This is a genomic window from Ruminiclostridium josui JCM 17888 (genome assembly GCF_000526495.1).
Lineage (GTDB): Bacteria > Bacillota > Clostridia > Acetivibrionales > DSM-1351 > Ruminiclostridium > Ruminiclostridium josui.
Map to the genome: position 1 here is coordinate 451,311 of NZ_JAGE01000001.1, position 13,976 is coordinate 465,286.

At 36.0% G+C, this 13,976-nt stretch carries 20 protein-coding genes; 2 read left to right on the forward strand and 18 right to left on the reverse strand.

Features of this window, described 5'->3' with window-relative positions; translation table 11 throughout:
• Positions 1 to 18 precede the first annotated feature (18 nt).
• The 4 genes from K412_RS21625 to K412_RS0102165 form a co-directional block, all read right to left on the reverse strand.
• Positions 19 to 162 carry an AgrD family cyclic lactone autoinducer peptide gene (locus tag K412_RS21625; RefSeq protein ID WP_081741716.1) on the reverse strand — a complete coding sequence of 48 codons (144 nt, stop codon included), beginning with the start codon at positions 160 to 162 and terminating at the stop codon, positions 19 to 21.
• On the reverse strand, positions 143 to 748 hold the full coding sequence (locus K412_RS0102150) for an accessory gene regulator ArgB-like protein (RefSeq protein ID WP_024831582.1): 606 nt from the start codon (positions 746 to 748) through the stop codon (positions 143 to 145). Before K412_RS0102150 ends, K412_RS21625 begins: the two co-directional genes overlap by 20 nt.
• 149 nt (positions 749 to 897) lie before the next feature.
• Complete coding sequence (locus K412_RS0102160; protein WP_024831583.1) at positions 898 to 1,116, reverse strand: hypothetical protein; 219 nt, start codon at positions 1,114 to 1,116, stop codon at positions 898 to 900.
• 338 nt (positions 1,117 to 1,454) lie between these two features.
• Positions 1,455 to 2,282 (reverse strand): hypothetical protein, encoded by an 828-nt coding sequence (locus tag K412_RS0102165; RefSeq protein WP_157833805.1) that lies wholly within the window; start codon positions 2,280 to 2,282, stop codon positions 1,455 to 1,457.
• A gap of 347 nt (positions 2,283 to 2,629) precedes the next feature.
• On the opposite strand from K412_RS0102165, the gene K412_RS0102170 reads away from it, so the two are divergent.
• Positions 2,630 to 4,309, forward strand: a complete 1,680-nt coding sequence (locus K412_RS0102170) for a hypothetical protein (RefSeq protein WP_024831585.1) — start codon at positions 2,630 to 2,632, stop codon at positions 4,307 to 4,309.
• 447 nt (positions 4,310 to 4,756) lie between these two features.
• The gene (locus tag K412_RS0102175; RefSeq protein ID WP_024831586.1) at positions 4,757 to 5,470 is read left to right on the forward strand and encodes a toll/interleukin-1 receptor domain-containing protein; all 714 of its coding nucleotides are present in this window, start codon (positions 4,757 to 4,759) and stop codon (positions 5,468 to 5,470) included.
• 285 nt (positions 5,471 to 5,755) lie between these two features.
• Here the strand turns inward: K412_RS0102175 and K412_RS0102180 are convergent, their stop codons facing one another.
• The 14 genes from K412_RS0102180 to K412_RS0102245 form a co-directional block, all read right to left on the reverse strand.
• Positions 5,756 to 6,511, reverse strand: coding sequence for a DNA adenine methylase (locus tag K412_RS0102180; RefSeq protein WP_024831587.1), 756 nt, complete (start codon positions 6,509 to 6,511; stop codon positions 5,756 to 5,758).
• Positions 6,512 to 6,632: 121 nt separating this feature from the next.
• Positions 6,633 to 6,959, reverse strand: a complete 327-nt coding sequence (locus tag K412_RS20295; protein WP_034847086.1) for a hypothetical protein — start codon at positions 6,957 to 6,959, stop codon at positions 6,633 to 6,635.
• Positions 6,959 to 7,654, reverse strand: coding sequence for a peptidoglycan-binding protein (locus tag K412_RS0102190; protein ID WP_024831588.1), 696 nt, complete (start codon positions 7,652 to 7,654; stop codon positions 6,959 to 6,961). Before K412_RS0102190 ends, K412_RS20295 begins: the two co-directional genes overlap by 1 nt.
• Positions 7,635 to 8,000: a hypothetical protein gene (locus K412_RS0102195; RefSeq protein ID WP_024831589.1), complete on the reverse strand. Its 366-nt coding sequence runs from the start codon at positions 7,998 to 8,000 to the stop codon at positions 7,635 to 7,637. The genes K412_RS0102190 and K412_RS0102195 overlap by 20 nt, the downstream gene beginning before the upstream one ends.
• Positions 8,001 to 8,211: 211 nt before the next feature.
• On the reverse strand, positions 8,212 to 8,916 hold the full coding sequence (locus tag K412_RS0102200) for a hypothetical protein (RefSeq protein WP_024831590.1): 705 nt from the start codon (positions 8,914 to 8,916) through the stop codon (positions 8,212 to 8,214).
• Between the two features lie 94 nt (positions 8,917 to 9,010).
• Positions 9,011 to 9,127 carry an XkdX family protein gene (locus K412_RS21630; protein WP_081741717.1) on the reverse strand — a complete coding sequence of 39 codons (117 nt, stop codon included), beginning with the start codon at positions 9,125 to 9,127 and terminating at the stop codon, positions 9,011 to 9,013.
• A 3-nt stretch (positions 9,128 to 9,130) separates the two neighbouring features.
• Entirely contained in the window at positions 9,131 to 9,424 is a 294-nt protein-coding gene (locus tag K412_RS0102210) for a hypothetical protein (RefSeq protein WP_024831591.1), read from the reverse strand.
• Between the two features lie 11 nt (positions 9,425 to 9,435).
• Positions 9,436 to 10,305, reverse strand: a complete 870-nt coding sequence (locus K412_RS0102215) for a glycine-rich domain-containing protein (protein WP_024831592.1) — start codon at positions 10,303 to 10,305, stop codon at positions 9,436 to 9,438.
• Positions 10,305 to 10,748 carry a hypothetical protein gene (locus K412_RS0102220; protein ID WP_024831593.1) on the reverse strand — a complete coding sequence of 148 codons (444 nt, stop codon included), beginning with the start codon at positions 10,746 to 10,748 and terminating at the stop codon, positions 10,305 to 10,307. The genes K412_RS0102215 and K412_RS0102220 overlap by 1 nt, the downstream gene beginning before the upstream one ends.
• Complete coding sequence (locus K412_RS21280; protein WP_024831594.1) at positions 10,748 to 11,395, reverse strand: phage tail-collar fiber domain-containing protein; 648 nt, start codon at positions 11,393 to 11,395, stop codon at positions 10,748 to 10,750. Before K412_RS21280 ends, K412_RS0102220 begins: the two co-directional genes overlap by 1 nt.
• A gap of 3 nt (positions 11,396 to 11,398) precedes the next feature.
• A complete protein-coding gene (locus K412_RS0102230; protein ID WP_024831595.1) occupies positions 11,399 to 11,959 on the reverse strand; it encodes a phage tail protein I in 561 nt (186 codons plus the stop codon).
• On the reverse strand, positions 11,959 to 13,086 hold the full coding sequence (locus tag K412_RS0102235; protein WP_024831596.1) for a baseplate assembly protein: 1,128 nt from the start codon (positions 13,084 to 13,086) through the stop codon (positions 11,959 to 11,961). Before K412_RS0102235 ends, K412_RS0102230 begins: the two co-directional genes overlap by 1 nt.
• On the reverse strand, positions 13,083 to 13,382 hold the full coding sequence (locus K412_RS0102240; protein ID WP_024831597.1) for a GPW/gp25 family protein: 300 nt from the start codon (positions 13,380 to 13,382) through the stop codon (positions 13,083 to 13,085). The genes K412_RS0102235 and K412_RS0102240 overlap by 4 nt, the downstream gene beginning before the upstream one ends.
• A gap of 13 nt (positions 13,383 to 13,395) precedes the next feature.
• A complete protein-coding gene (locus tag K412_RS0102245) occupies positions 13,396 to 13,971 on the reverse strand; it encodes a phage tail protein (RefSeq protein WP_024831598.1) in 576 nt (191 codons plus the stop codon).
• Positions 13,972 to 13,976: the final 5 nt, after the last annotated feature.

Genomic DNA, 13,976 nt, shown 5'->3' on the forward strand with positions numbered 1-13,976 from the left:
TCTTAGCATTTTTTCTGATTATTTTATTAATGACTCCGGGCATTTTCTTTGATGCATAGACCAAAGCCAACATCCGTTTGCTGAAGCAGTTGAAAAGAATAAACTAATCATTGTTATCCCTAAAAGAACGAATAGTTTGATTTTATGTGGTCTTATCTTCATGATTTCCACCTCCTTGATTAGACAACGTATTGCCCGTTATTTTATAAACAATTGGTGTCAACATCAGGGATACAATTAAAGAATTCAAACAAATAAGATTGCTAAATTCACTAGGTACAAAAAATGATATTGAAAATAGTATCAATAATGATGTCAGTCCGAAAATCCTTAGTTTCTTTCTGTGATATTTAGAGCGAACAGGTTTGCATGGCAAATCAGCAGGAGCATATATAAACGATAGAATTATAGCAATAGGAAAGCCTACCAAATTGATATGCGGAATGTTAAACATTAAAGATAAATAAATGCTACCATATATGAAAATAGGATAGGTAATAATGCATTGTATCTGAGTTTTTGAATGTATTCCTCCTAAAAAAACTCGAAGCATCCCAAAGGTAACTATGGCTACCAGTACATGTGTTAATAGATTAAGGGGCAAAGAGATAAGTATCAAGGCTAATACTTTAGGAGTATCACTCAAAGCCATATAAAGACCGTATTCAATACGTTCGGCCTTATCTTGATATTCAGGTAAACTTTGAACAATTTCATTAGTAATACTTTTTGTAATACTTTCTAACATTAAAATCACCCTATATTATTTTATACCATAAGGGATTATTTGTCGATTATTGTTTTTTAAAACATTATTTTGTATTTTGTTAATCATTTTCCAACCAATGTTCAACATCAACCTCCCCTGACAATCTGCCAGGGGAATATCAGAAAATCTTACTGCTTAGTCCCGCAATTCATGCATATAAAATCTGTAGTAGTTGTAATTTTCCCTTTTGAACCTCCCCGGATCAGTGGAACTATTATCCATAAACCAAGTGTCATAATTGTAAGAAAAATATGTACTAGAGTCATTAAGCAACCTCTCTTTTTAATCTTACCATGAGTATTGGCAATAGCTTGAATATTTTGGCTCCCACATTTTTTACATATCATAAAATCATCCTCGTATATATATTTATATATAATTTAACATTAAATGTAATTAAATACAATATTCAACTAATATATTGGCTATTGATAAATTCAATAAAGTTATATGTATTGTATTATTTTGTAATATATTGTATAATTTTATTATCATTTCTTGATTCACATCAAAAATTTGAAAATTTCTTGATTACACAAAAGACGGGCTTCGGCTCGTTTTTTGTTTGCATGCTATTTCAGGCTTATGCGAACTAACATTTGCGAGTAAACAAATACTGCATACTTTTTAAATATGCAGCTAATTTAAGTTGTTTTATATAAATAATCTTAACTAAAATTGGAATTTAGTATTTAGGAACAAAGTAATATTCCATTGGATTTTTTTCTTTATCTAACTTACTACGGCTACAAACCAATATGTTCTTAAATAGAATTGATCTTTGGTCTCCAAGTATTACATTATGATATGTTAATGGATCAGCTTCCTTTACACGCGATGTATCGAACAATTGTACATAGATATTTTGACTATTCCCTTTTAAGCAATTATAAGCACAAGTAGGTGACATAGGAAACACCTTGCAAAAGCACATTTGTGCCACCAATACATTTAATTCCTTACCTGCATTCTTCCTTTTGTCAAAACTTCTTTCGTATACTTTATAGTTTCTTTCTATAAATGTTCGTTGAACAGTTGGATATATATATACTGAATAGTTCTCTTTATCCTCTTGTACTAAACTTAGTTGAATATTATCATCATTTGTATTTTCGTTTTCATTCCAAGCAAAAAGGGTATTAAAAAAATCGTTTCCTACCAACTTATCAGAAAAACCAAACCCAAGAAATAAATCTCGCTCATTAGTTGCCATTATCATCCCTGTCCATTTGTTACCATCCCAATTTTGGGGCAAAGGCTGAACCAACATTATCGTATGTATAAAGATTATTTGTTCAAAAATTTGATCTATAAAAAATAGAGCTATCGAGAAAAGCATTGAATGATACCAAGTTGAAAAAGCAATGACAGACGATGCGATACCGATTATTGTTAATAATCTCAATATCCACTTTACGCTTTTTTCATTCTTCTCGTTTACTTTTATATGTGGCATTTTGTCTTGTATCACCACATCGAATTTAGAACGAATATAGTGCAACTTAACTTGCATTCTCCGTATGTTCCTACGAAATTTATTTAATATACTTTGCATATTTATCTCCCCAACAGTTTATTTAGAACAATAAATTCCTATTTAACATTGCACCGAGATTTCAAACTGTTATTTACTACTACTTATTTTATAATATAATGCTAAAAAATGGAATATAAATGACTTATATTAGACTATTGCGATCTAATTTTTTGGTAAATATTCTTAGAATAAATATATAAATTAGAAGGTTTTTACAAAATATAGTAGAATATTAAGAATATTACAAATATTTATTATGGACATATAATGGGATGTTAGAAATAATACGTAAATTAGAACTATTGATAATTTAAGGAGTAAAAATGGATATATTTAATAAAAGGCCTTTTAAAACTATAAATGCAGATAAGTTTGATTTAGAAGAAGTAATAAAAATGTTTGTTAATCCATTAGATGCACTAGGTGATCCATTTAGTTTTGAAAGCAGTATCATAAAAGGTGAGATGGGAACTGGCAAGACAATGTATTTACGTGCGAATCATGCTATTTATGATTATCAGTTATTGCAATCAATGATAAATGGAGAACCTTTAATCATTCCTATATATATTAAATTGAGTGATTTTTCTGATAGCAAAGACCCTCGTACAATATATCAAAATATAATTAAAAAGCTTATTTCAGAACTCTCAAAAATGTATAAGAAATTTGCGGATAAAGAGAATTTTGCGAATATACATAAAGGTATAGTAAATTTGCCAAGTACCTACTTTAATTATGGTGTTCTATCAAAAATTGAAGAAAAAGTTCGGAAGTTAGATGTTGAGCAGTATAAGGAGAAAATATTAAAACAGTTGGATACTAAATGTGGATTGGAGCATCAGCTTATTAAAGCATCTGCTTCTTACCATAATGAAAAATTAGTTGAAATTACTGAACGCAAAGATGTTAGTTTTGCTGATCTGGAAAAAGCATACGAATGGATTTTAAGAGAAGGGACAGATAGGATATTATTTCTGTTTGATGAAGCTGGTTCTTTGTCTACAAAGTTTTTTAATGAAGAGGGGGATTCGTACTTTGAAATTTTAATGAACCAACTTAGAACTTTAAAAGAATCCGAAATTAAAATTGCTGTTTACCCTCATACTGCTTCTGATAAGTTGAAAAATGTTAAGTTTGGACAACCTATAGTTCTAAAAGAAAACATATATAATATTGATGGTTACAAAAAGTTTAGAAATAAAGTAATAGAATTAGTAGACCGATATTTGGAGAATTATTCCATAAATTGTAAGTTACATGCAAACAACATTTTTGAAATGCATGAATCGAATGAGTTTGGTGATTCTATTGAACAATTAATCTTTGGATCCAATGGCGTTATGAGATACTTTGTTTATTATGCAGATATAGCTATGAAAATATGTGACTCAAAAAATAAAAGTAAAATTGATAAACAAGATGCTATAGCTGCTTTAACAGAAGCAGGTAATGAAACGAAAGGACGTTATGGCGATAGGGATCAAGAATTTTTAGACAATATTGAAAAAAGACTTCGTGCAAATAAAGGAACATTTAAATTTAGATATCTGTATAAATCTCTTCAGCTACAAAAATTCATTGATAAAAATAATAATCAGAGCATAATAAGAACTGTCGACTCATCTTCTAAAAAAAAGGGTACAGTATATTCTCTCGATTATGCATATTGTGTTTCACAAAATATAGCTACACATTACGAAAAGAATTCTCAAAAGATTGATCGAGAAAGAAGCTATTTAACTGGTGAGTGGATTTCAAGACTTGTTACAATAAAGGATAATAAAGATGATATTTTCGAGGCCGACGTAATATTAATAGGCACTATAAACTTTTTGCTTGAAGATAAAACATATGTTATATGTGAAAACGGTGAAAAATATCTATTATTAAAAGATAATATATTAAATATTGAAAAGGGATTAAAAATCGGTAAACAAATTGAATTTACTCCCCTTGAAATAGATGGCGTAAAATACTGTAGCCACGCAAAAATTTTGTAATTTGATAAACAAATATATCTTTTGAACCATTTCAGGGAAAAATGGCAAATAAGAACGGATGCATAATATAAAGAATTGATTTAGGGGTTACACTACAAGAAATCTCGTATTTTTATGTAGAATAGGAATTGTCGAAATTTGCATAACGTGTAATTATCTTGGTCAATGAGAAAGCAATGTATTTATTTTGAGTAATCGATTACTTGATCTCATATTTCAGAAAGACCCAGCTATAAAAAGCCTAGGGGTTAAATAAGCTTTTTAAGGGGTTAAATAAGCTTTTTAAATTGTGCAATGAGCATTACCTGAAAGTTACCAACTGTGAACCGGAGTACCGTTTATTTATATTTTGAAACGTGGGATGTGTGGCTCTATGTGCTTATTTTGGATTATATCAGTTATTATAGATTAATTATTTCAATAAAAAAATATAGGGGGAATAAAACTATGTCAAGATGTACAGCACCAGTTAACGGTCATCGCACAGCAAGTGGAAGGGCAAACTGCCCAGTATGTGGAGGGGGAGGTCGTTATGGAGGTTACAACCCTTATCCATCATATTCTGGACCGTATTCTTCATCATCACCGTATTCTTCATCATCAAACATTTCTACAAGTCGTAGTAGTTATGGCGGACAAACTAAGACTAAAGCACGTTGGTCTTCAGTTGGTTCTACTATTTTATATACTCCTGCGGAAATTCGAACACTTACCCCTGTGCGTGAAAATGTTGAGAAGCGTTCGAAATTACCAGATTTACGAGATGTTTTTCTTTGTCACGCTTGGGATGACCGTAAAGGCGCAGCTAAAGAATTACACGATTTACTTGAATCAAAAGGTGTAACTATTTGGTTTAGTGAAAAGGATGTTCCTTTAGGTTCATCTTTACTTCGTGAAATTGATAAAGGGTTGGCAAAATCTCGTGTCGGTATTGTATTGGTTACACCTTCGTTTCTTAAACGTATTGAGGGAGAAGGAATAGCAGATAAAGAACTTTCAGCTTTGCTAGCTCGTGATTTGCTTATCCCTATTGTACATAATACGACTTTTGAGAATTTACGTGAAGTTAGTCCGTTACTTGGCTCGCGAAGTGGCTTAAGTACTATTGAAGAATCAATGGTAGATGTTGCGGCTAAAATAGCGGAATTGGTTACTACATAAACGATATAAAAAATCAAACTCTATGGATGAATAGCACTGCCGATAACGAGCGGTTTGGCATAACGGCTGCACTAACCCTGCAGAAAAGGTAGTTTGAAATTGAGAGTTTATAGCTCGCTTGAAAGGAAGTGCCGCCGGACGTTGTAGGCAATGGACAAGTTTAGTAAAAGCAAACTCAGCAGTTCGAACTATTTTATGAACTGCCAATGATGTTTATAATCACAAAACTAAATATGTTTTGATATTAGTTGAACTGCCCTCAAATACTGAGGGCAGTTCAACTAATTAATAATTCCTAATTATAACTTCCCCATACCGCCTATCTCCATCTGAATACCTTGAAGTAAGGTTGTGGTTCCTTTCAACACCTTCTATTATAAAGTCCTTGTATAGCTCCCGGACAAATCCACAATCATTATATGATAATATGAACTTGCCTTTCAGGTTCTTAAGTACTTTACAGAGTCGCTCATGATCCTCCTGGGCAAACTGTGCCTGATAATACTTTTCGGTGCCGTAGTAAGGCGGGTCCAAGTAAAAAAGAGCTGAAGGCTTATCATAAACCTTTATCAATGATTCGAAGTCCTTGTTTTCGACAACTACCCTAGACAGTCGTTCCTGAATCCGGTTTAAATACTCTACAGACGTTGAAGTATCTCTTTTTATACATCCATAGGAGCTCACGTTACAACCATAGCTCGTTTTTATAAGCATAAAAAATCTTGCTGCCCTTTGTATATCCGTCATGCCTCTGATATTATACTGGGCCTTGAAATCCTCAAAGAGCTCCCTGGAATTAAGCATACAGGAAAGCTCCCGCTGCAGCTCCTGACAGTGGTATTTAATACACCGATATAAATTAACCAGGTCACTGTTGTAGTCATTATATACTTCCATTTCAGCATGCTTGTCGCTGTAGAATAACACCCAGGCAGCTCCTCCGAACACCTCTATATACCTATCAAAATTATCCGGAAACCGTTTTACAATCTCCTTCCTTAAAAGTTTCTTACCGCCTATCCATCCAATAAAACTATTCATAAAATAAAATCCCTCCAAAGTTATTGTTAGGGATGCCGTGGAAATTTATCGTAGTACTATAGTTGTTAACACCCTATTATAAAAAGTCACCCCCAGGAGTTAACCCTGAAGGTTTAATGAATTAATGCCCTGTACCATTTACTTTGCCATCATCCAAGCTGTCTTTTATCAGGTCAAACCATTCCTGAAGCTTTCGCTCAAGTAGACTTCTAGGTATAAAAAATCTAAGCCAAGTCGGGATCATACTGTATAATTGAGATAACACAAAACCAAACCGTTCTTGCCCCATTTTTGTACCTGTGATGGCTTTTTCAGCTTGAAGAATTAAATTATATGCTAATTCCCTTAATTTTATCCAACGGCGTTTTACAGCCAAATAGACTATGTATTCAACTAGACAAATGCCAACCACAATAATAAACCAATTGTTTAATAGAAACTCTCGCATTATGCCATCCCTCCCAATCTTTTTACTATGTTCATCACAAAGGCCGCAAAGTACTTCTCTGATTTAAGTTTTGGTGTCCACTCTTCAGGCTTAGTTTGGGTAGCCTTTATAACTTCTTCAGCAGTATTAAAATTGTTTCCCAAGATATCCTGACAACACATCAATACTTCCATTGCTTTTGCCTTTGTTATAGGGCCAGCAATGCCGTCTGCTTTTAGTCCTGTCATGCTCTGAAATGTTTTTATATTCATTCCTATATTCACTCCTCTCAATACACTGTTTCTGATTGCTTCCTTTTGGGACAGACTTATACCGTTATGTTCAATCAACTGCACATGCCATGGCTCATAGCTCATCGGCTTAACAAGTCCATATTTCTTCAGTTCATCGTTTCCAAGTGACTTGAACCAGCTGTCTCCTATATCCATTGCAATGCAGTAACAATGATTACTTTTACCATAAGCTGCAGCAAGGCACTCTCCGTTTTTACTGTACACAGAGCCGTCAGCCCGCTGTTTGCTCCCTGGATTGTCAGCAAGTACCTGCCTTGCTATAATCTTTTGCTTCTCCACACTCCTGAATCCTGATGTACAGAGACAATCCCTGCCTTTTGCTACACACAGCGTGTTGACTGCTACAATTAATTTTGGATAAACCGAGGTTTCATCAAGATACTTAAATTTTACTTGGGGCATAGTTCTCATCTCCTTTAACGATCTGTCTTTTAGTCTTCACTGGTAATTCTTTTAATTCATCTACAAGCTTTGTAACTGTTCCGTTACCCCCTAGCTTGTGGTACGCATCATACATTGCTAAAACGCTTTCCAGACCGTGTATAGAGATATGTCCACGGTCAATATACATGTCATAGCACCTTATTATTTCACTTCTTAAAAGTGATTGTGTACCTTCTTTAAGAGCCTTTTGATCACATGATTGCCTATGTATACGTTTTGACAATATTTTATACGCCGCTCCCAACCCTCCCGATGCAATTCCAAACAGCACTTGCATCCAATATTTGATAATAAAATCTTTCATTTTATGTCCTCCTTAAAGATGTTTTGAGTAAAGTAAAAGGACTACCCATTTCTGAGTAATCCTCTTTGTACATATTAACATGCTAATACATCCATATAAATTTGGTTCAAGGTAACAAAAAAATGATAACTTTACATTTAAATTTTTATAGCAGTTCGCCTAATTCTATCTAATATTTCTCAATCGTATTAACTAAGAATACAAAAAGGCCTTATAGTTCAGCGTGATTCTTTTCATTAATAACTCTCAACCCCTTTACCATATCTATTAACGAACAAATATAGTGTGCTGTTAATAAAGGTATATTAGCTGTTTCAAAATTATTAATTAATATATAATATTCCGGCGAGCTTTCTATTAGGTGTAGTAGATCCCGTATTTCCACATCTATTTGATTGTTATAGTGTGATATTATTTTATTACTTCCTTCGTTAGCATAATATATAATCTTATCAAACAATTCTTTTCTCTTGATTGTATAGGTAATATCACTTACTGAAATTTCAACGTCTGATTCCCAAAAGCCCTCTTTAGTTATGATTTTACCTATTTCACCATTTTTCATACTTAAAATATTAATTCTTCCATTAGGCTTGCTTATATTACCCTTTGCTAATAACCTTTCTAATAGTCCTTCCATATTCTCACAGTACATTTCCATATACTGTATTGCTATATCTTTAACTTTACTTTCTTGTCTTCTATATCTTTCTGAAGCCAAAAAATCTATAAAATATATTGTAACCAGAACACCTAAAAATTCAGCTAAATAATTATCAGCATTGCTACTATGTATCCTCCATATAACAAGTGGTATAGATATAAACAAAATAAGTATTGAGGTAACCAGTCCTAGGCTTTTTATATGCACAAAAAACCTTTTTGCTATTTTTCCGAATATCTTTACAAGATTCATTTCTCCTCCATTGACCTCCTACCTAGAGAACGTATATATATTCTATCTCCCTATTTTAACATTAATTTCCATGTAGTTGAAGAGTTTTACATATTTATCCTATAATCTTCGCCTTCTGTCCTTCAGTTATCCATCCTTTACTTACTGCAATATCCAGCTGCTTTTCAGTTAGTTCATTTTCCTTATATAAGTACCTCAACCTTTCAAACATACTTTATCCCTCCTGTAAATTTGATGTGATGAGAGTGTCAATTTGTGCCTGCATATTAAGATTATCCAAGATTAATGTATCAACCATTTTCTGTAGCTTTTCAATTTCTGTTTTCTCTGCAATAAGTTTTACTCCATCTCTATAGAAATAACCGTCTTGATATGTATCACCAATTCCAACCGGTGTATTCCCGCACATAATTGCACCAATGCTGTAAGCAAAAGATTGATCAGCTATTATTATATTTTCTACAGTTATTCCATCCTGTGCTAGTATCGCACATCTTAAATTTTCCATGATACCCTCCTCTAATAACCCCATCTTACGATAACTATACCTGAACCACCAGTTCCACCAGTTCCTCTAGTACTACTTCCATAGCCACCGCCTCCTCCACCGCCGCCGTAGCCACCTCCTCCATTACCTCCAGAACATCCCATAACTCCTACACTACCCGTTTGACCAGCATTTCCAGACCCAGCTGTAAAAGATGATGTTCCGGGGTCTCCAGACGCTCCTACACCAGTTGAAGTATTACCTCCTGCACCACCAGCTCCACCTCCGGCATGTATCCTACCCCAAAAATCTGTAGTAGGTGTACCTTGTCCCGTACCATTGGAACCTGCTCCAGAAGAACCATTAATATAATATGCGGGAGTACCATTGCCACCATTAGAACCTGCTACACCACCCGCAGACCATGTACTAGATGATAAAATCATGCCACCTCCACCAGCACTGCCACCATTTGCTCCATTACTGCTATTTGCACCATTACCGCCGGAAGCTGGAGTAAGTCCGGGAAACGAGGTTGAGCCTCCGGCCTGACCTGCAGTTCCTCCCGAACCAATGTAAATATTTGCGGTTTCAGGAGTAGACACTTTTGTATATGTTTTTGTGTATCCTCCTGCACCACCACCGCCACCTGTATATGTACTACCTAAACTGCTTCCGCCTCCACCGGCTCCGACAAGGAAAACATCTATGTAGGGCGGGAAAATATCATTTTTACCTTTTTCAAATATAATCAATCCTGATGTATAGCATTCAATGTACCCCCTTGAAGCTGTTTCATATACAATTTTACAGGAACCTGAGTAGGATACACTTACTGAACTGGTTCCCTTATTCTGCAAGGGCTGTGGACGGGGAAATCCAATATCAAAATTTCTACGCATTAGAAGTCTCCTCCCATGAATAAAACAGAGTAGCCGGATGCAACCGTTGTTCCCAACGAAATATACAGTTTCTGTCCTGATTTTAAAGCCGGAGGTAAAACTCCTCGCCCATCATTGGCGAAATTTATAGGTAAAAGAATAATATCGCTCCCGGTTACGTTTGCTGTTTGTGCGGTAGTTGCCGGTAATAGAACCTCATGTATAAGTTGAAAATTTGATTCACCTATTCCTGTTCCGTCATTCCAAAATATTCTTAGTACAGTAGCCACATTTGCTCCAAGGGACCTTACAGTAATTGCATCTATTCTTGTCCCGTTTTCTCCTGCCGTGGCTAAAATGACACCATTCGTTACGGGAGCCTTTAAATTCGTATCCGCCACCTGAATGATTTTCCCTGAAAGATTAGGATTTACTGGATAAATCGGCTTTGTATTTGCTGGCATTATAATGCACCCCCTATATTTTGATAAGCGTAAAGATCAGCGGCAACATGAGATGTATCCGAAAGATGTGAATCAAGTTCAGCTGACAATTGTTCAATACTTCCCTGTAACAATTCAATTTTGCTATCTGTGTAGTCTTTTGCAACTGTTTCCAATCCGTCTATTTGATTTTGTAAATCCACGATGTCTGATTGGTTTGCATATATTAAAGACTGATCTATTACAGCTGTGATATTTGAAGCATTACCCACCAATGTTATTACATTTATCTTCCTCTCAAGTATCCCAGTACCGCCCTGAGCGGGTATGTACTCGGCTAAAGCTCCGGCATTTCCATAACAATATAAAATTTCACCAACGTCCGGATCCTGTGCAAACACTCCCAATTCACGCCAATAAAAACCAGTTGCTAATCCTTGATTGGTCAGGACTCCTCCCACCTTTGCTTGGTATCCAGATATTTTTTCTAATTCATTAATGTTCAGGCTTTTTACTTCATGGATAAGCCCAACTAATTCCTCTGTTACCTGTCCGGAAAGCTGGCCGTCTCCGACCGCAATTCGGGTAAATTTTAATTGTGTTCCGATTGCAGCCTTTACCTGTAATACCCTTCCCCTGTTTGTAAATGCTATCATTCCAAAGCTCATTTATTACACCACCTGTTCTACTGTATATACATCACCTATATGTAGGACATTACCATAATAAATAGGTAACTCTGCAGCCATTTCCACTATTACCTGATCCAGTACGGTACTTTTTCTTTTAACCTTTTCAATTGCCTTTGTAAAACGTTCTGCCAACTCTGACGTAGCCGATGAGTTACTGGTTACTACCCGGAAATGAAATGGTTCTCCATCATACTGGAACCATTCCTCAACATACCCGTCTCCGAAATAATCCTGAACCACCTGCTCCACTGAGTACGGTGTTCCCATATACATATGAACCTTATCACTGTTTTTTATAAGTTCCCGCTTTATACTAATGTCCGCTGTGGCATCATACCAGTCCACAAGTAATTCATGTGCCAATGCATCCAGGACTGCCTCCGGTAACTCCTGTACCCTTGCAAGCAACATACAGTTTTTTATGATTCCGGCAATACCTTGTAGTTGTGGAGTTAAGGCTGCACAAAATCCCTGGGTGGTTTTATCACCCAGCATGAATTTAGTCTGAAGCTTTAGGAGGTCTATATTTCCAAGCTGCATTATATCAATCCCCCATAATTAATAGTCATAGTTCCGCAAGCGGCAACTGCATCTGCTCCGATTTCAGTATATACAGGGCTTGTTATGTCAGCTCTGAATGCACCGACATTTAACAAAAGCTGCTTTAAACTATCCGGATTTATTGCACGTCCGAGCTTCCCGCTCTGCCATATCTTATACTGTTCAACAACTCCCCCGGAATTCTCTATTGCAGCACGAATTGAATTTACTTCTGCTGCCCTGTCTCGGCTGACATAATAGGTTAGGTCTATGTTATATGTAACAGTCTCCGGAGCTGCAGTAATAACCTGATCAGTGAGCGGCCTAACCTTTTTGTTATTACAGGTCTCATATACCTTGTCCAACACAGCCTGTGACGGGATTTCGCCATCTTGCATAAGTACTGTTATTTTAACTTGACCGGCTGAAGGAGATGTTATTGAAATATCAGATATATTCTGGTCAGCAGTTTTTGCCCAATACATATAAGCATCTTCCGGGCCTGCCGTGGACATTTTTGCCGGTGACTGACGGATCCTTTCCCGGTACCCGGACCATGTATTTATTCCATCATCATCAGGCTCTAAATCCGCACCGCCGGAGCTTGTATCAATATTTACTACTGTGGACACATAAGCAACCGGATCAACAAGTTTACTTATCTGCCCGGGAGTGAACCCGTTATATGAGGCTCCAGCTTCCACACTCAATGAAGCTACATCACCTGTCAAGCTACCTGCAGGTATAACAAGTGTGTCCTTAGTTGCAAAATATATTTTACCGTCCGGAGTTACCCGGGTACCTGCGGCAATCGTTATATTGTTTGTCTGAGCTGCTGATAAGGTAAAACGCATTATTACACTGGCCTTCTGTGGCTGAAGCCTTGGGGTATCCGTTCTCTCTCCTAATGCATCCAGGAGTTCACCTGTGGCATATCTTAAAAGATTCTGCCTACCGGTGTTGTTAATGGAGCTATATATTGCAACAATAGCGGGAGCCATATTACTTAAAAATTGCCTTCTTTCATCCCCGGGGTAAAAGACTTCGCCTGTAGATTCTTCAAATAAGCTTATCAAGCTGTCAATTAACCGGGTACTATCAATCTCAACAAAATTAATATTGTTCATATATCTACCACCACCTTGAATTGCATGTTTCCGTTTTCATCTGTACCGGCATACAATACTTCTATCAGTTCAGCCCTTGGTTCTCGAGTTGATATTAAATCAGAAATTTCTGCTGTTATTATTGCAATTGCTTCATCGGACGGCTTATCAATAAAATCTCCTGACAGGCCTAATGTCCTGTCATATGCAACCTCATATTTGTGTGTATTAAGCAGGTTAATAATGTTTTGTACTATTCGGTCGTTACCTTTGGATGCCCAACTAATACCCTTTGACGTGTCAATTATTACTTCCATGGCATAATCTCCTTTACTTCTTAGCACCCTTCGAAACTGCAGCTGAAGCATTTGTATTATTTCTCTTTTGAGATGCCTTCTCTCCAGATATAAGTGAATTAAGAATATTTTTATCGCTTTGAGAAACTCCCTTTGAAGTACTCTTTTTAGATTTACTTTTTGTCGAAGTACTACTTTTGGAGGCTGAAGCTGCTCCTGCCCGGACATATTCCTCAAATTGGAGCTGTAATTTTGCCTTTGTCATAGTCCCTTTTTTATCAATTATCGTGTCACTAAGGGCTACACTGGTAAGTAACCATTTGCCACCTACAGGCTTGTTTCCTAATATAAACCTATAGGCCTTTTGTGCCGCCATTATAGCCTTCCAACTGTCATATTCGTACAGGACGTTATTGCCGAAGGTTATACTAAGAGGAATCGTGAAGCTCATGGTATCAAGGTCAGGGCCTTTTATATATGTGCTTGGCTTTTTGCCGGCAACGTCTTGCTTTTCTGTCTGCAGGGCGGTACCTGTAGAAAATTCATCAAAGGTATATATTTTTTTGCTACTTACTTGGAACGTTTTATTTGCAAATGCTGCAATGGCCATCTCTC